Source organism: Microcystis aeruginosa NIES-2549 (assembly GCF_000981785.2).
Classification (GTDB): Bacteria; Cyanobacteriota; Cyanobacteriia; order Cyanobacteriales; family Microcystaceae; genus Microcystis; species Microcystis aeruginosa_C.
The window spans coordinates 2,522,703-2,541,254 of sequence record NZ_CP011304.1; the positions used below are offsets into that span (position 1 = coordinate 2,522,703).

Sequence of the window (18,552 nt, forward strand, 5' to 3'; positions counted from 1 at the left end):
GTTAAACTTATCAGACAAAGAATAAGAGAGCCAATTTCCCCCCGATTACTCCAAGAACTGGCAATTTTTGAGGTCAAAAAAGCCTAAAGATATTGTCCAACAAGGTTTTTAGATTTATTCAGCAAACCCTACTTAGGGTTTGCTGAATAATGGTAAAAACCTTACAGGAAAGGGCTTTTAGCTTGATTGAGAGCTTCCCAAATGCACTTAAATCTGCTAGAATCTCTTAAAACCCTTGCATCACCCTTGCATCTTCTCTAATTAGTGCTAATGTACCGTAAAAGCGAGTTACCCTCAACCCCACCAGAAAACTTCGAGCTGCCCTTTGAGGGGAAATTATCCCAAGACAATCGTTGGGTAATTATGGCCAACCTCATTCCCTGGTCAGAATTTGAAGCGGAATACGCATCACTTTTTTCAGAAGAAATGGGCACACCCGCCAAAACATTCAGGACAGCACTCGGAGCATTAATTATTAAAGAAAAATTAGGAACAAGCGATAGAGAAACGGTAGAACAAATCAAAGAAAATCCTTATTTACAATACTTCTTGGGGTTTTCATCCTACAGCAATGAACCCCGGTTTGAAGCGTCAATGTTGGTTCACTTTCGAGAAAGAATCACTCTGGAACTAATTAATAAAGTGAATCGCTTTATGGTCAAAAATTCGAGAGAAATAAAAGAAGAAGAAAACACCGAAAAAAAGTTAGAGAGCGAAACCCAAAGTCAACCAGAAAATCGAGGTAAATTAATTTTAGATGCCAGTTGTGCGCCCGCAGATATTAGTTATCCTACGGATTTAAACCTGTTAAATCAAGGAAGAAAACAAACCGAAAAAATTATTGATATTCTCTATGAAACTTTAAAAGGAAAACTTGTTCAAAAACCGAGAACCTATCGTCTTCTAGCCAGAAAAAGTTATTTAGAAGTAGCGAAAAAAAGAAAACCTACCGTCAAACAAAGACGAAAAGCTCTGAAAAGACAACTGCAATATCTGAAAAGAAATCTCGACCATATTGAACAACTTTTAGCAGAAGGAGCCTCTCTACAAAGCTTGAAAAAAAGAGACTATAAACTGTTGTTAGTAGTCACAGAAGTTTATCGTCAACAACTCTGGATGTACCAAAATAACAAACAGAGTATTGAAGACAGAATTGTCAGCTTAACTCAACCCCACATCCGTCCGATAGTCAGAGGAAAAGCTGGAAAACCCGTAGAATTTGGGGCTAAATTCTCAGCAAGCTGTATAGATGGTTACATATTTTTAGACCGAATTAGTTGGGATAACTTTAATGAATCAGGAGATTTAAAAGCACAAATAGAAGCTTATTATGACTATACAGGATACTATCCAGAATCAGTTCATGTGGACAAAATTTATCGAACCAGAGAAAACCGAGCTTGGTGTAAAGAAAGGGGAATCAGAATCAGTGGTCCCCCATTAGGAAGACCAGCCAAAAATGTTAGTAAAGAACAAAAGAAACAAGCTACCGATGATGAGAGGATTCGGAATTGTATAGAGGGCAAATTTGGACAGGGGAAAAGAAGATTTAGCTTAGGTAAAGTGATGGCTAAACTTCCTCATACTTCCTTTTCAGCGATTGCTATTACTTTTTTAGTCATGAATCTTTCTAACCTGTTGAGGCAGGTTTTTTGGGCTTTTTTATGTCTGAAATGGAAAAACAGCACTTTTTCTCGGTCAATGATTAGGATAAGTTATAACTTAAAAATTAATCAACAACTAAAGCTTATGCTTGTAGCTAAGTGAAATCATTGATTAAGAGACCTGTACTTTTCAATGACTTTTTCAGCAAACCCTACTTATCTTGAGAGACCAATTTTAAGCTAGGACGGGGTTGGATTGTTCCCCCGTAAGCGACGGCAGTATGAGGAGATAGGACAAGATGAGGAGATATACCCAGGGAAATTCGATAAATTTCCCCAGCTTTATCCATTAATTGCTGTTTAACTGGCTCTTTCGGCAAATTTTGCCGCCAAGCTAGGGGAATCCCCTCGATACCGTTGTATAATCCCGCCCAAATTCCCGCTAAAGTGCTGGTTAATTGCCGTTGATAGGGACTAGAATTAGCGCGACGCACGCTCACGGCGAAATCCTCGCTCGTTTGCAGAAAGGTATAGAGAGAAGCTGCGATCGCAATTCCTAAAGGTGAGCTATCTTTCGCCCAAGCCGATAAAATGGACTCTAGGGGACGATTTTGCCTTAAAGCTGACTGAATCTGCTCTAATAGCTTATTCTTGGGGTTAATAGTTAGTAATTGCCCCATTAACTGATTTAAAGGCCTTTTTCCCTGTAATAACAGACCCACTGCCTCTCCCCAAATTATCGCTTCTTGTCGGGTTAACTCGGAAATTAAGCCCTTTTTTAGCCAAAAATTTAATCTAGCTTGCCAACGTTCCCCATGGTCAGGCCAGGTTAAAATCTCCGGCAACAGCACAAATAATAACGCCGATTCCGACCGCTCCTTAGCTGCGATCGCAAGGGAAAAATCCTCCTGAGATTGCAGAGCTTGCAAAAGCAGGGTCGTCCTTGGTGTAGCCTCATAGTTAAAGGCTGGTATTAGGGGTTGATTATGCAAGGATTCCCCAATATATGCCCCGATTAACCCTCCCTGAAGGCGATCAAGGGGTGAAAAGACCTTTTGCATAAATTAGCTCAATTTGCCCGGTAGGTTACTTCCCCGACTTTGCCCGGTTGCCCCAGTTGTTTAGCATTGGCGTTATTAACGGCAACGTAAACCCCGCCAGCATTACCCGCTCTCACGGTTAATTCCCGGTTTGCTTGCCAAGTGCGATGGGTTCCCTGGGGCAGCACACCCTCAAATTCTGTCTTGCCATCCACCACCACCCGCAGCCAGCAGTCATCTTCCAGTTTTACCCCCACCACCAGCTGCTGATTATTACTGGTTTTGTTGGCTACCGGTTGAAGGGGATTGCTTTTCGGTTGGACAATTTGCTGTTGTGGCAAGGAAGGCGGCGGTAAGCGATTCGATTGCAGTACCGATTTTTGCAGGACGTGGGATAGGGTTTGTACGGAACCAATAACTAGGATTAAATAGAGAAAATAGAGATGAATCGGGCGAATTTGAAGACTCGGCAGCGATAAAGATGGTTTTGTTCCCCTAAAAAAGTTATTGACCTTGGTGGGAAAACGTCGGCTAACCGTCTCACCATCCAGGGACAGACTATCAGCAAATTGTTTGATTAACCAACGAATATAAATCGGTTCGGGCAATGCCTCCAAATCCCCCGCTTCCAGTGCTTCTAGGCGATGGCGCGGGATTAAGGTTTTCTGGGCAATTTCCTCGAGAGAAAGGGACTGTTCTAGGCGATTTTTTTGCAAATAAACGCCGATTTCCAGTAATTTGGTTCGCTGTTTATGCTGGGGATCAAGTTGTGATTGGAGAAGGCGAAACATATCGCTATTAGGGGCTGACTTTCAGCTTAGTTAATCTGGTTCTTTAAATATTTCAGTTCATCAAGGGTTAAAAAACGGTAATCACCCAAGGGTAAGGGGGAATTATTACCAGAGTTTAGTTGAATACGACCGATGGCACTGCGATGAAGTTTCAGGACGCGATGGCCCAATTCTTCGGCTACAGAGCGAATCTGCCGATTTCTTCCCTCCACTAAAATAACTTCTAGTAGGGTTTTTTGGTCGGTTTGCTTGAGTATCTCAACCTGTGCGGGTAAGGTTTTTTTTCCCTCTAAGAGGATACCTTCTCGCCAACGCTGGAGAGCAAGTCTATCAATCGCACCATCTAGCCAAACCCGATAGGTTTTGGGCAAATGATAACGGGGATGGGTGAGGGTGAGGGTCAGTTGACCGTCGTTGGTGAGGAGTAAAGCCCCAGTGGTGTTGATGTCCAACCTGCCTACGGGATGTAACCCTGTCTCGCTGGCGAGGGAGTCGGGCAAAAGGTCGATTACTGTCGGCCGGTTTTGTGGATCCTTACAGGTAGAAACCACGCCAATGGGTTTGTTGATCAGTATATACAATCTTTTGGGACGATTGGCCGGTTCAATTTTTTTTCCGTCTATCTCTAGGTGATCTTTTTCCGGGTCGGCTTTTTCTCCTAACTGCACGATTTTGCCATTCCGTCTCACCCGGCCGGCTACGATCATCTCCTCCGCCCTTCTTCGGGAGGCAATTCCCCACTGGGCAAGGATTTTCTGGACTCTCTCCGCCATTTTTTTTTAGTTTTTAACCCTTTCTATCTCCTATTATAGGCATCCTAAAAGGGTTTTTTCGCCCAAATAGTGAAGAAAAACCGAATATCTCTGGCTGCCTCTTTGATTTTTTTTCTTTGAAAACTTCTCAAAAAAAGAGGAGTAATCCCTTGACTTGGGCGGCGGCTTCGGTTATACTTTTCTTATAATGGGAATCTGTGCCTTTTTAGTTAGACTCTAACACTCCATTATATATAAAGTCTTATAAAAATATTATGGCAAAAAGCCCTGAAAAAAGCAAGCAAAATTTTGCCTCTTTGATTTTTTTCTTTGAAAACTTCTCAAAAAAAAGAGGAGTGACCCCTTGACTTGGGCGGCGGCTTCGGTTATACTTTTCTTATAATGGGGATTTGTGCATTTTTAGTTAGACTCCAACACTCGATTATATGTAAAGTCTTATAAAAATATTATGGCAAAAAGCCCTGAAAAAAGCAAGCAAAATTTTGCCTCTTTGATTTTTTTCTTTGAAAACTTCTCAAAAAAAAGAGGAGTGACCCCTTGACTTGGGCGGCGGCTTCGGTTATACTTTTCTTATAATGGGAATCTTTGCCTTTTTAGTTAGACTCTAACACTCCATTATATATAAAGTCTTATAAAAATATTATGGCAAAAAGCCCTGAAAAAAGCAAGCAAAATTTTGCCTCTTTGATTTTTTTCTTTGAAAACTTCTCAAAAAAAAGAGGAGTGACCCCTTGACTTGGGCGGCGGCTTCGGTTATACTTTTCTTATAATGGGAATCTTTGCCTTTTTAGTTAGACTCTAACACTCCATTATATATAAAGTCTTATAAAAATATTATGGCAAAAAGCCCTGAAAAAAGCAAGCAAAATTTTGCCGACAATTGTTAAAAAAGTCGGGCTAGTTTTGCTTACGGGGGGATATGACTTTAAACGGGTTATTTCTCGGTTATCCAAGCGGTTGAGAGAAGAAAGAGATCGGCAATTGATGGAAGAAATTGTAAATGAATAGAGAAAATCATGACTAATACATTTATCTGTGTTGATTTTAGTTTTATAAATTCTTGTAGGGTGAGTGTTTGCGGCGATAATCTCTGACAAAAAAACAAATTAATAATCGGCCGTAACGCCCAAATTTATCATCAAATTGGTGCGTTACGTTGTCAAATATCATCTTCAGTTAATCCTGAATCTTTGAGAATACCTTTTAATGTTCCTATCGGTAAATCTCGATTTCCATGAGTTGGTATAACAATAATTGCAGAAACATTTTCTTTGATATAGATATAATGACTTCCTTTAATTCTTGCCAATTTCCAGCCAAATCTTTCAACGACTTTACATAATTTTTTACCTGAGATTGACTTCATACAGAAATCTCCACTAATTGCTGATTCTCTTTTCGATCAAGTAATTTTTTTTCATGAGAAACTTCTAACCAGCCTTCTATTGCCTCTTTAACCATGACCATCAAATCATCATAATTTTCTGCCCAAGTATGACAACCAGACAAAGCTGGTACAGTTGCACACCAAACATCATCTTCTTGCCAGACAACCACTTTGATATTCATAATAAATATTTTTTATTGACTGAGATTTATTTTAATAATAACATAAACTTGTTTTTTTGTATAAGCCGATCTTGTAGGGTGGGTGTTTGCATCGATAATCTCTGACAAAAAAAACAATTAATAATCCGCACCCCACGCAGCAACTTAATTATTAAATGGGTGCGTTAGCCAAAGCGTAACGCACCCTACGATTGATGTTTCTGTTTGTGGATAAATTGACAAAAGTTGCTCAAAATATAGCCTTAGCAAGATAAATCGGCCTATTCCTAGTTAACCTGAGTTGAGGATAAGCCGAAACCCTAATTTTACCCTAGCTGGTTAGCTCTATTCTTTCGTGGAAGTCATGGCAAAATCTCCTTAACCCGAACTAACTTAGCTTACAATTAATTCTTTGTACCAATGCCATCACACAAATGTCTATCTTCCTCCCTGACATTAATATTATTCTGCAAATAAACCCGCACCCAATCGCAACTACGCCCCATTAAAGCATCTAAATCCCAGCCATTGTTTCCATTCCAGAGTTTGATAGTCTTGTCCCAACTACCGCTCACCAAAGTCTTGCCGTCGGGACTAAAATTAACGCTTTCGACATAGCCCTCATGCCCCTTGAGGGTGCGGATTTCTTTGCCTGTTTTTACATTCCAGAGTTTGATAGTCTTGTCAACACTACCGCTCACCAATGTCTTGCCGTCGGGACTAAAATTAACGCTATAGACATAGCTATCATGCCCCTTGAGGGTGCGGATTTCTTTGCCTGTTTCTACATTCCAGAGTTTGATAGTCTTGTCAACACTACCGCTCACCAAAGTCTTGCCGTCGGGACTAAAATTAACGCTTATGACAGAGTCATCATGCCCCTTGAGGGTGTGGAGTTTTTCGCCTGTTTTTACTTTCCAGAGTATGATAGTTTTGTCATCACTACCGCTCACCAATGTCTTGCCGTCGGGACTAAAATTAACGCTATGGACATAGCTACCATGCCCTTCTAAGCGATTGCGTTCACTTTTGCGGTTGAGAAGTTCCTGTAAGGCATTCATCACCTCCTTGTCGGATGCCTGCTGCTTTTGTAGAGTTTTTCCTGCCTTAATCGCTAAGACGAAAGCATCTAATTCTTTTCCTTTATCAAACAAAGACAAGGAAGAAAACCCGCGAGCATTTGTCAGATTAAGTTCCGCTTGTTGTGTTTTTTGCCAAGCCATCAAACCCAATCCCGTACTAATCACCACCGCCACCAAGGAACCCGCCGCAATCCCCCAAGCGGTTCTAATTTCGCGCCGCCTGCGGGCTGCTTCGGCTTGTTTTATCCGTTCTCGTTCCTGAAGACTCCGCTTAATAAAATCCTGTTCACTTTGGCTAATATCTTCGGTTCTTCCGAACTTACACTGTAGAAAATTCCTCAAGCTCCCTCTCTGCCCAGCAAGGCTCTAAAGTTGATAAATATCAATCTAACAAAAACTCAAAAACTTAGTATACAAGCTTTACAAGCACAAGTTGTTGATAGTTTTACATGACAGGTTCGGTAGAGCCATATCTTCTGGGCGTTTCTTCAGTTGTTCTTCCGCCTCCGCCAACGCCGCCCCGCGCAACAATGAGCCTTCATCCCCCTGCGTCTGCTGCCATTGCCCCATCGCTCCCCGCAAACGCTCTTGCCAAGCGCGAAAAACCCTGTCTGTGTCCATCCAGCCCCGCAATTCCCCCCAATTGCGAATCAGTGCTTCATGCACCACTTCCACCGTCTCCACCTGTGCCTCTTCACTGCGACTGGTGACAACTAAACGCGCATCCGCCAGTTGTTTCACCAGCGCCCAATTTACCGCCCCTAATTCCGCTTTTGTCGCCAGCCGCCGCGTATCTTCTGTGCCTTCCCCTGGGCGTACCAATTGGATGAAAATGCGCCGCATCTGTTCCCGTTGCGCCTCACTCAGCTTGTCATATTCTTCATTGGCATGGGGGGCCAAAGCACCCTGCACTTGGCCAATTTCTGTATATGCCAGATGGGTTAACTGTTGGCCCTGTCGCCGCTGCCACAATTCCGTTAAGGCAAACTCTAGTAATGGCAAATTCCCCGGCTCACTCTCCACATCATCGAGGATGCGCTCCACCAGTCCCGCTTCAAATGTCACCCCCAATTTTTGCGCCGGTTTTTCAATAACTTCTGTGAGTTCTTCTCGGTTCATCGGCCCCAATTTCAAGTCAGTATTTTGTAAGACATCGGCAAAGGTACGATAGGAAAGAGCATTCCCCAAGAAATCGGCCCGCATAGTTAATACCAACACCATTCCTACCCTTTCAAAGGGGAATGTAGTTAATTTATCGAGAAAATTACGGCGGATTGTTTCATCAGGACAGAGGGTATAAAGTTCCTCAAATTGGTCGGCAATTAGCAGTACCCGTTCACTGGGATAATTGTGTTGGATTTGGGCAAAAACATCAGCTAAAGGAATGTCGCCATCACGCAAATAATTGGCTAACTGACGCGCTTGGGCGAGGCGGTCTGTCTCATTTAAATTAGTTGTATAAAGGGGAACTAATGCCAAAGCTAGGGCATGAAAAGGGTCAGAACCGGGACGAAAATGGGTAAACTGCCAGTGACCTTCTTGTTGCAATTTAGGGACTAATCCCGCAAAAACTACCGAGGATTTACCACTTCCCGACGCACCTAATAGGGGGATAAAATTACGGGTTTGGGTTTCCTGAAATAGGATTTTAATAAAGCTTTTGCGCCCAAAAAAGTATTCTGCATCTCCTGGCCCAAAATGAAACAAGCCACGATAGGGACAGGGCAGTTTATCATCGGCAACATCGGCAGAATCAGCAGGGGCTATTCTTGCTTCTTCTCGATAATAGTAATTGGTAATCGTGATGGTTGCATTGCCAGTCCCAGAGGTAGCAGCATATTGAGCTTTTGTAATATTTTGTTGAATTTCGCTTGGTTCTGACATATCAACCATCCTGATTAATTAAAATACAGTCTCAGTCATCCTTAGATGTGCCATGCTCGGTGATGCCGCTAATACTAGCATTACCCGTGCCAGAGGTAGCAGCATATTTAACATTACTGATATTTTGGGTGATAATTTGTTGTCCACCGGGTTGTTCTTGGAGCTTGTCTAGTAAATCTTGGGCTAATTTAGTGATTTCATTATCTTTATCAACCCCGGCTTCGACAATTTTATCTTTTAACAAACCTTCAGCTTTCTTGATATCCTCTGGTTTTGCCTCTACCATGGCTTGTGCTAAAGCATCATTAGTAAACTTACGCTTAATCAAGGTTTTCAAACCTTGATATGTATCTATCTTTAACGCCTTTTTCCGCCGTATCCTTAGCCGCAGCAACCGCACCGGCAGTCAAGGCGGTGACAATCAGAGAAATTGGTTCCATTGTTTGATGCTCCCAATAAAATATTGCTAACTCAATTTTAGATCAAATCAGTTTTTAATAGTAAGCCAAACCGCAATCAGCTAGAGAACTGGAATTTCACGGCCAAGGCACTAAACCTTAAAAGTATTGCTATATAAGAATCGTAGCTGAAAAAGCCAAACTACGGTTTTCCCTGTGGATGGGGTTTATCAGTTATCAGATTTGAGTTTTCAATTCACTGTTTACTGAACACTGAAAAAAACTCTCTGGTTATCGCCGATGATACCAACGGGTAAATAATTTTTCTAACTCCACCCAAACGAATAATAAGGTACTAAATCCCAAACAGATTAATAATTCTTCTTTAGTTAAAAATTGAGTACCGAAAAAATCCCGCAGGGCAGGAACATAGATTAACATCAGTTGAAAAATTGTCGTCAGGGTTACTGCTACCCAGAGATAGGGATTAGTCAAAGGATTCATTTCTATGGTAAGATGATCGCTCGATCGCACGGAAATGGCATGACCCATTTGAGCTAAACAGAGAGTAGTAAAAACCATAGTTTTCCATGAACCAGTATTACCAAAAAGTGGATCCAAGCGCACAGCGATCAACATTTGAGTGATATTAATAATCGAAAAAATAATCCCAATTCTCACAATATAACTGCCCAAACCGCGAGCAAAAATACTTTCTTGGGGACTAAAAGGAGGGCGACGCATAATATTAGGAGAAGCGGGTTCCACTGCCAAAGCTAACGCGGGTAAACCATCAGTAACTAAATTCATCCAGAGAATTTGTAGGGGAGTGAGAGGAGTAACTAAACCCAAAAGAGGCGAAGCGGCGATAGTAATCACTTCCCCGATATTACTGCCGAGAATATATTTAATAAAACTGCGAATATTGTTATAAACCACTCGCCCTTCTTCCGTGGCAGCGACGATAGTGGCAAAATTATCATCGAGGAGAATCATATCACTAGCCTCTTTGGTGACATCGGTTCCGGCGATTCCCATGGCAATGCCGATATCTGCTTGTTTCAGGGCCGGAGCATCATTCACCCCATCTCCGGTCATAGCAACAAATTTACCCTTTTTTTGCAAGGCGCGGACAATAGTTAATTTATGTTCGGGAGAAACACGGGCATAGATGTTAGTTTTGTCAATGATGTTTTCTAGCTGAATTGGTGATAATTTATCTAATTCTTGCCCTGAGATGACTAAAGCTCCCGCTTGGGCAATACCAAGACTTTTAGCCACCGCTAGAGCGGTTAATTGATGATCGCCGGTGATCATAATCGGACGGATTCCCGCTTCTCGACACCTAGCCACGGCGATTTGTGCCTCTGGTCGCGGTGCATCGATCATACCGACCATTCCTAACCAAATTAGCTTATCTTCGCTGATTTCAGTTGATTCTGGCGGATAAATTAGTGTTTTATAGGCTAATCCTAAGACTCGTAAACCCCTGTTAGCCATAGCATTGTTAGCGACTAAGACTTTTTCTTTTTCCCTATCCCCAAAAGGAAGACTTTCTAATCCCGATTGGTAGGAGAGACACTGTTCAAGGATTAATTCCGGGGAACCTTTGGTAAATAGTACGCGATTGACTCCTTGACAAATGACCGACATTCGCTTTCTTTGAGAAGAAAAGGGGATTTCAGCGATTCTAGGGAACTCTTGCTTGGTTAGGGATAAATTTAAGCCCGCTTTCGCCCCTAAAACTAATAAGGCTCCTTCCGTGGGATCGCCTAAAATGCTATCGTGACCGTTATCGAGGTCTAAACTGGCATCGTTGCAGAGGATACTGGCAATTAAAAGATGATGTAATTCTAGATCGGTTTTGGGATCGATCGCCCGTTGCTCGGAGTCTAAAAATTGTCCTTTTGGACTATATCCTTCCCCAGTAACTAAAAAACTGCGATTAACTGTCTCTATCTCGCGTACAATCATTTTATTTTCCGTTAGCGTCCCTGTTTTGTCGGAACAGATCACATTAACAGAACCAAGGGTTTCTACTGCCGGCAGTTTGCGAATCAAGGCCTGACGTTTGACCATGCGTTGGGTACCTAGGGCGAGCGTTAGGGTGATAACTGCGGGTAATCCTTCGGGAACGACGGCTACTGCCATACTAAGGGAAACTTCGACCAATTCCTGTAGGGCCGACCAACCGGCATTGATCAGGCCGATGGTAATAGTCAGGGCCACTAGAATGAGAGAACCAGCAACAAGGACATTACCCAAGTGAGTCATTCTTTTTTGGAGAGGAGTGGGTTCATTGCCGACTGTTGCTAACATTTGAGCGATTTTGCCTAATTCCGTTGTCATCCCCGTATTGGTAACGATGACCTTGGCCCGGCCTTGCAGTACCTCTGTTCCAGTAAAGACAAAATTTAAGCGATCGCCAAGGGGAGTATCCCTGTCTAAGGGGTCAATGGAGGCGGATTTATTAACACTATTTGCCTCTCCTGTCAAGGCCGATTCGCGAATTTGCAGGTTAAAAGCTTCGATAATTTGGCCGTCGGCGCTGATTTGGGTTCCCGCTTCAATCAGCATGATGTCCCCGGGGACGAGATTAACCGCATCTATTTCTGTGCGTTGACCCTCGCGAATAACATTAACTTGGGGAGAGGAAAGTTTTTTTAAAGCGGCCAGAGCTTTTTCGGCGCGACTTTCTTGCAGATAGCCGAGGATACCATTGAGGATGACAATTGTTAAGATAGCGATCGTATCTTTGAAGGGAACACCAATTTTAGCCAGATGACCGCGCTGCAATTCCAGTAAATCTAGTCCTCCGGAAATTATGGCCACGGCAATTAAGAGGAGGAGCATAATATTGGTAAACTGATCTAGGAGAATTTGCCAATTACTGCGCCCTGGACGTTCTTTTAGTTCATTTTTGCCATAATATTTAATTCTTTGGGCGATTTGCTCCCTATTGAGGCCATTAACAGCCGAACTACCGAGGATAGATAGGGTGGTTTCCACCGGATAGGTATGCCAAGGTTGTTGCAAGTTAAGGCTAGAATGGGCAGAATAGTCAGCATTAGCGGCCATGGCAAGTGAAGATAGTTGATCTAAATAGATCTTAGCCCTTTCTTTCCAGGGTCACAGGAAAAACAAATGCTCAAACTGGCTCTTCCTGCTCATAGACAGTCTTAACGGGTAATTTAGATAAGTAGCTGGTTATAATTAAATTGAAGATAGATCCCCCCTGCCCCCCTTGATAAGGGGGGTGCCGATCCCCCCTTAATCCCCCCTTGATAAGGGTGGTGTCTGAAAGTTTTTAACATCTACCTACTTAGTCAACAGCTTAGTAGGGCAAAGTAAACCAAAATTGTGAACCTTTTTCGTCATTATTCATAATGCCAATTTCCCCTCCGTGAGCATGGATAATTTGACGACATAGATATAAACCTAGTCCTAAACTAATCTGATTATTATTGTTGCCTCGTTGATAGCGATCAAATAATTTTTTTCTCTGGGTTTCGCTAATTCCCACCCCATTATCGGCAATAGTACACCGGAGATAATTGCCCTCTAGTCTAGCGGATAAAGTGATAATTATTCCTTGGGGATTGTGTTTAAGAGCATTGGCTAATAAATTCTCAAAAACTCGCCAGAGATGGTGAGCATCGGCATTAACTAAGGGTAAATCGGGGGAAAAATTATTAATTAAAGTTGCTTGATTTTCCTTTAATCTTAACTCCCATTCCTGGCCGATCTGTTGACCGATTTCGTAGAGAGATAAAGGCTTTAGTGCTAGGGAAACTCCCCAAAGATCATTTTGTCGGGTTTCGACGAGAGAATCAATTAAAGTTAATTGTCGATCGCAACTGTTGGCCATCTGTTGTAAAATCTTCAGGGATACTTCTTTAGTTTCTCCCTGAGAATTTTTAATTAAATTATTTAAGATCATTGACATCCCGATCACGGGATTGCGGAGATCGTGAGAGACAGCATGAAGATAAATTTCTAAAGTTTCCTCAGTTTTTTGACGTTCTTTAATTTCGTTTTGTAGTTGTTTTTTTTGACGGCAAATAGTTAATTGATTTTCGATGCGTGCCATCACTTCTTCCCCTTGAAAAGGTTTAGAAATATAATCAACACCTCCCACTTGAAAAGCTTTGACTTTATCTAAGACATCATCAAGGGCGCTGATAAAAATCACGGGAATTTCTCTGGTTTTTTGATCAGCTTTTAACTGTTCACAAACTTGATAACCATTGAGATCGGGCATATTAATATCAAGGAGAATCAGATCGGGAATTAGCGATCGCACTGTATTCAGGGCCATCTGTCCATTAATCGCTTTCCGTACCTGATATCCCTTCTCGGTGAGCATAATCGACAATAGCCGCACATTATTGGGCAAATCATCGACAATTAAGACACTAGGGCGCGGTGTGAGTTGAGTCATGCCGGTTATTTTATAACTCAAACTATTTAGTAAAAGTGTATAAAAAAACAGACGCGACACTCGCATCTGTTACAAAATTAACTATATTTTGAGGACAAGAACATCTAAGGACTTTCACCACCCACAGCGATACCAGTACCATAAATCTGAGCATTTGTCAAGTTAATTCTCTCCATTGATGCACCCGTCACATCGGCATCATAAATCACCGCGCTGGTGAAATTGACTCCATCGAGATCAGCTTGATTCAAACTGGCATTAGTCAGAAAAGCTGCGGTTAAATTTGCGCCTTCTAGGTTAGCATCGGTCAAATCTGCGCCCTCTAAGTTAGCTTCCTCCAGATTAGCTCCCTGTAAATTCGCTTTTCTCAAATCGGCACCGATTAGATGCGCCCCTCTTAAATCTGCACCACGGAGATCACAGCCCGGACATTCCCGCGTATTCAATAACTCTTGTACCTGTTGAGGATTTTCGGCGCTGACGGGGTTAATCAGCAGTAAGGAAGCTAGGGAACCTAGAACAATCATTAAAGTCCTTTTCATCTTTTTCGCCTCCTCTTTCGTTTTCCTCTCTACTTTTAGGATAGGAAAAAAGCTGCTAACCAACTTCCCCCGATCGGGCTAATTCTCCTGTTATCTCACTTTTGCTTGCTGTTGCTAGTCGATCTCTCCTTTTATTACCGTTGCGATCGCTGCTCGGGCATTTTCCTTAAATTCCTTGACATCGACGCGACTTAATAACCAAACTGCTAGGATCATTCCCAATGCTTGCACGAGGAAAACTAAGCCATAGGCTAAAACCGGGCTAGAAAAGACAAGTTTACCGATATTTAAAATCGTACCGCCTAAAACCGTGGCTAATCCCCGTGCGATCGCTTGGGATAATCCCCAAGCGCCGATAAAAGTTCCTGCGGTTTCGGCGGCGGTTAAATCTAACATTAAACTGGTAGCCCCGGCGGTAATCATTCCCGAAGCTAAACCGAAAAAGAGCAAGCTTGATTTTAATAAACTTTGATTAGCAGAAAAGCCGGCAAAAATCAAGAGAATAAAACAAATTGTTGCAAAAATACAGCCATATTTAGTGGTTTTTTGTTTACCGATGCGGGGAATGAGCATAAAACCCGTGGCAGCAATACCAAAAAGGGTTCCGGTTCCCCAAAAAGCGTTCAATTGGGTGGTTTGGGCGATACACATCCCAAAAACCTCGCCGCCAAAGGGTTCCATAATTGCATCCTGCATAAATAAACTCAAAGTCATCATCAGCAGAAAGGTGAAAAATAAACCGGTTTGCCGACTAGCGGTGAGAACTTGTAGGGCATCTTTAAAGGTAATTTGATCCTCTCTTTGCACAAGAGTGGACCGACTACTAAAACGAGAATATTTTTTTTCTACGCCAAAAGTCGCTAAAATGCAGAGACCGAAAACGATAGCGGGCATAATCGCGAACACGGGGTTAATATTCGCCTGTAGCTGCGGAATATTGGCTATAGGGGCTGATTGAGTCGGATCATAGGTCAAAATATTTGTACCGCAGATATTGGGAGTATCCAGCAAACGAGAACTAACGATCGCCCCGACGACGATTCCCACCATCAGCATTGACCAAACTATAGCAACTAATTGCGATCGATTATCTTCATCGGACACATCCACCAAGAGGGCAGCAAAAGGGGTGGAACTGGCGCTTAAAGCTAGTCCGTAGAGGGCGAAAATTAAAGCTAAGAGGGCAATCCAGGCGTAGGAAATGGTATTCCATCCCGAAGTTTGAATACTAAGTCCCAATTGCCAAACTACCTGCAAAGCAATAAAAGCTAAAGCGGTAAAAACTGCCGCCCCAATCCAGACATAACCGCTGCGATGATGACCGAAAATAGTTTTACCGTCGGATCTTTGCCCAAACCAGATGCGTGCTGGACTAACAAACTGGTGCATAGCGATCGCAGCTGCGGCGAGAAAGGGTAAAACTTTTAACTCATCAATCATAATCCGATTGAGAACCCCCAAAGTCAGCAGAGACATAATACCTAGTCCCATCTGAAAGAGTCCTAAGCGAAACATGGTAAAAAGCCCCAGTTTTGGCAGGGGTTTTGGGGATGAGTGAGTAGAATTGGAGATATCGCTGGTAGCCATGGTTAAATCAATACAAAAAAAGCCAGTATTTAAAAATTTAACGCAGGACGAGCAGACATCTTCTGGGGATTTAATTTTCTATCTCCAATAACCAAGTGGTCAGATCTGTCAAGCTGGTAAAATCGAGCAGCGCTTCTCCTAAAGTTTCTAATTGTTCTAGAGATAGTTCTTGGATTTGTTGGCCTAAAGTCGAGGATATTTCACCTAAACGACGGTTAAGTAGCCGTAGAATCAAAGAAACCGCTTCTTCTCGTCTTCCTTCCTCTCTTCCTTGTGCTTTTCCACTTTCCCGGATATCCTGATAAATAACTGATTCGCGCATAATTTCTTCCCTTAATAAGCTTCCGATGATTTCCTTACTTAATACTAACCCCGCCAGAATTGCTGTAGCGGCGGCTAAATTGCTTTTTTCAGTTCTACCCTCGATATTATCAATTTTTGCGGCTACTTGTCGTAGAATTTCGGGACGATTAGGGGTTTTTCCTAGATTGGCCAAGGGTAACAATCCTGATAATCCTAACATTTCCTCAGCAGCAATTTCCCAGAGACGAAGCACTTCATATTCATGACGGGTATTGGGAAGAATAAAAGCGTTTTCCTGCACCAAAGGTGATGAGGTTTCTTTCAGGTAAATTACCACTTGTCGCATGGTTTTTTTGGGGAAGCGACGATAGACTCTAGTGCGATAATCTAACATCCGAAAGGACATTTTTGGGTCAGGTTCGGTCTGGAATTCGAGATGAAGAATCATCTGATCTGATTCTAACAAAATCAGGGCATCGGCCCGAATCGGTTCTAGAGACAGTTCCGAGGGACTCAATTGGGTGAAGGAGAGAGGTTCTCCTAATAACCATTGGGCGAAGTCACGACTATAATTTTCAGCGAGAAATTTACAGACATTATCATACATTTCTTGATTCTAATCAATTAGATATTTATAGCGTCTCTGATCAAGATAAAGTCTAACCTAATTTGGTATCGACGAGCGACTCCCCAAAACAAAAACTTTGTACCTCATCATTAAGATAACTGCTGTAAATTCGATCGAGAGATGGGGAGAGGAAAGTGTAGATTACAATAAAACTGAGCCTCAAGGAGACTCAGTTTCCAGTTTTTTAAGGACGGGAAATTAACGAATGTACTCTTTGAGGATACTATTACGGTTAGGGTGACGCAGTTTCCGCAGGGCCTTGGCTTCTATTTGACGAATGCGCTCGCGAGTAACGTTGAAAATCTGGCCGATTTCTTCGAGTGTTTTCATCCGGCCGTCATCTAAACCGTAGCGTAGCCGCAGCACATCGCGTTCGCGAGGACTAAGGGTATCGAGGACGTTTTCTAAATCCTCGCGTAATAAATTTTTAGAAACTTCATCTTCTGGGGTTTCCCCATCCGCTTCGATAAAGTCTCCTAAACGAGAATCTTCTTCTTTACCGATGGGAGTCTCTAGAGAAATCGGTAATTGAGCAGATTTGGCAATAAAACGCAGTTTTTCGATGGTCATCTCCATCTTGGTGGCGATTTCTTCCTCGGTGGGTTTGCGGCGCATTTCCTGAGAAAGAATCTTGGTGGTTTTTTTGATCCGGGAGATGGTTTCGTAGAGGTGGACGGGAAGACGAATGGTGCGGGATTGATCGGCGATCGCCCGGGTGATGGCTTGACGAATCCACCAAGTGGCATAGGTGGAGAATTTATAACCCTTTTCGTGGTCGAATTTTTCGGCGGCGCGGATCAAACCGAGGGAACCTTCTTGAATTAAATCTTGGAAGGAAAGACCGCGATTCATGTATTTCTTGGCGATCGAAACCACTAAACGCAGGTTCGATTGTACCATTTTTTCCTTAGCGCGACGACCATGGTACAATCGACGCTTAAAGGCCGATAAGTATTCCTTTGATTTCGCCAGCCATTCTTCCACCATGGGAGCCGTTAGCTCCGTCTTACCTAAATAAGCCTTAATATCCGATAATTTCGGTTCTTTTTCCGATTTTTCGGCGATAATTTTTTCGATGCGCTCGAACAAGAAAACCTGTTTTCCCCATTCAGCATCGCTATAGAGGCGAAAATCTTCGCGAATGCGTTCTAATTTCAGTAGATCGGCGATTTTTCTCGCTAATTCGATCTCCTCCTCCGCTCTCAATAACCGAATCCTGCCAATCTCTTGCAGATAAATCCGAATCGAATCTTCCGTATAGGGTTTTTTTCTGGCCGCGTCGCGACGACGAGCGCTGGCAAGGCGGCGGGTTTTTTTGCCATCGTTGCTATCGCTGGTTTCTTCTAGCTCTAACTCGATATCCTCATCATCGAAGTCTTCGTCTAGGTCAATCAAATCTAAATCCAATTGCGGCTCGGTAAGGGTTAGTACATCGTGGGCCTGCGTCATGCCGTTTTCCTCTTGCTCCTTCTGTGCAAAACTAGAAGATCGAATCTCAATCTAGGTGATACTGAACAAATTTGTGTCTCAAATCCGAGACGGGGAAAGACTTTTCCGATTGTAGCTTTAATTACAACAAATGGGAGAAGATTTTTGCTTAAATTCTCTTGATTCTCTTGTGTCGATGCGATTTTAGCGACACGGAATGCTATTTTACCTCAGTCAACTCATAATCTGGCTCCTGCAAAAATTGGGTAAATGGCTGGAGGACTGAAATCCGACCGCCGGTTTGTCTGCGGTGTTGACCAGATAGCTAACAATCAAAGGAATTATTGGACGGGTTAACTGTTCCCACTGGCAAGGGGAATAGCATCCCTATTTGCCTTGCTAATTCCTTTAGTCCTTAGCTATTGTATTTAATTTGATCAGATTCTTACGTATAAATTTCATCCCTCATTAATTTTACGCGAATCTGTTTTTGGTACATTTGC

14 protein-coding genes and 1 pseudogene are annotated in these 18,552 nt (G+C 42.6%); 1 reads left to right on the plus strand and 14 read right to left on the minus strand.

Annotation, left to right across the window (positions count from 1 at the left end; all coding sequences use genetic code 11):
* The first annotated feature begins 270 nt into the window (after positions 1-270).
* Positions 271-1,767, plus strand: a complete 1,497-nt coding sequence (locus tag myaer_RS12440) for an IS5-like element ISMae6 family transposase (RefSeq protein ID WP_046660474.1) — start codon at positions 271-273, stop codon at positions 1,765-1,767.
* Between the two features lie 49 nt (positions 1,768-1,816).
* Here myaer_RS12440 and myaer_RS12445 read toward each other — a convergent pair whose 3' ends face one another.
* From myaer_RS12445 to rpoD, 14 genes and pseudogenes are all read right to left on the minus strand, one after another.
* Complete coding sequence (locus myaer_RS12445; protein WP_046662325.1) at positions 1,817-2,665, minus strand: ADP-ribosylglycohydrolase family protein; 849 nt, start codon at positions 2,663-2,665, stop codon at positions 1,817-1,819.
* 8 nt (positions 2,666-2,673) lie between these two features.
* Positions 2,674-3,435: a helix-turn-helix domain-containing protein gene (locus tag myaer_RS12450; RefSeq protein ID WP_046662326.1), complete on the minus strand. Its 762-nt coding sequence runs from the start codon at positions 3,433-3,435 to the stop codon at positions 2,674-2,676.
* Positions 3,436-3,461: 26 nt separating this feature from the next.
* A complete protein-coding gene (locus tag myaer_RS12455) occupies positions 3,462-4,208 on the minus strand; it encodes a pseudouridine synthase (protein ID WP_046662327.1) in 747 nt (248 codons plus the stop codon).
* 1,159 nt (positions 4,209-5,367) lie between these two features.
* Entirely contained in the window at positions 5,368-5,574 is a 207-nt protein-coding gene (locus tag myaer_RS12460; protein WP_046662328.1) for a type II toxin-antitoxin system HicA family toxin, read from the minus strand.
* Complete coding sequence (locus myaer_RS12465; RefSeq protein WP_046662329.1) at positions 5,571-5,777, minus strand: type II toxin-antitoxin system HicB family antitoxin; 207 nt, start codon at positions 5,775-5,777, stop codon at positions 5,571-5,573. The genes myaer_RS12460 and myaer_RS12465 overlap by 4 nt, the downstream gene beginning before the upstream one ends.
* A 383-nt stretch (positions 5,778-6,160) precedes the next feature.
* Positions 6,161-7,120, minus strand: a pseudogene (locus tag myaer_RS12470) (WD40 repeat domain-containing protein); the annotation flags it as partial.
* A gap of 138 nt (positions 7,121-7,258) precedes the next feature.
* Positions 7,259-8,722, minus strand: coding sequence for an S-layer homology domain-containing protein (locus tag myaer_RS12475; protein WP_235614742.1), 1,464 nt, complete (start codon positions 8,720-8,722; stop codon positions 7,259-7,261).
* Between the two features lie 31 nt (positions 8,723-8,753).
* On the minus strand, positions 8,754-9,050 hold the full coding sequence (locus myaer_RS12480; RefSeq protein ID WP_235614743.1) for a hypothetical protein: 297 nt from the start codon (positions 9,048-9,050) through the stop codon (positions 8,754-8,756).
* 361 nt (positions 9,051-9,411) lie between these two features.
* Entirely contained in the window at positions 9,412-12,198 is a 2,787-nt protein-coding gene (locus myaer_RS12485) for a cation-translocating P-type ATPase (protein WP_046662330.1), read from the minus strand.
* A gap of 256 nt (positions 12,199-12,454) precedes the next feature.
* Positions 12,455-13,561, minus strand: a complete 1,107-nt coding sequence (locus tag myaer_RS12490; RefSeq protein ID WP_046662331.1) for a hybrid sensor histidine kinase/response regulator — start codon at positions 13,559-13,561, stop codon at positions 12,455-12,457.
* 104 nt (positions 13,562-13,665) lie between these two features.
* Entirely contained in the window at positions 13,666-14,103 is a 438-nt protein-coding gene (locus myaer_RS12495) for a pentapeptide repeat-containing protein (RefSeq protein WP_046662332.1), read from the minus strand.
* A 114-nt stretch (positions 14,104-14,217) separates the two neighbouring features.
* Positions 14,218-15,690, minus strand: coding sequence for a BCD family MFS transporter (locus tag myaer_RS12500; protein WP_046662333.1), 1,473 nt, complete (start codon positions 15,688-15,690; stop codon positions 14,218-14,220).
* 70 nt (positions 15,691-15,760) lie between these two features.
* Complete coding sequence (locus myaer_RS12505) at positions 15,761-16,600, minus strand: Rpn family recombination-promoting nuclease/putative transposase (protein ID WP_046662334.1); 840 nt, start codon at positions 16,598-16,600, stop codon at positions 15,761-15,763.
* Positions 16,601-16,819: 219 nt separating this feature from the next.
* Positions 16,820-18,070 (minus strand): RNA polymerase sigma factor RpoD, encoded by a 1,251-nt coding sequence (rpoD, locus tag myaer_RS12510; RefSeq protein ID WP_046662335.1) that lies wholly within the window; start codon positions 18,068-18,070, stop codon positions 16,820-16,822.
* Between the last annotated feature and the right edge of the window lie 482 nt (positions 18,071-18,552).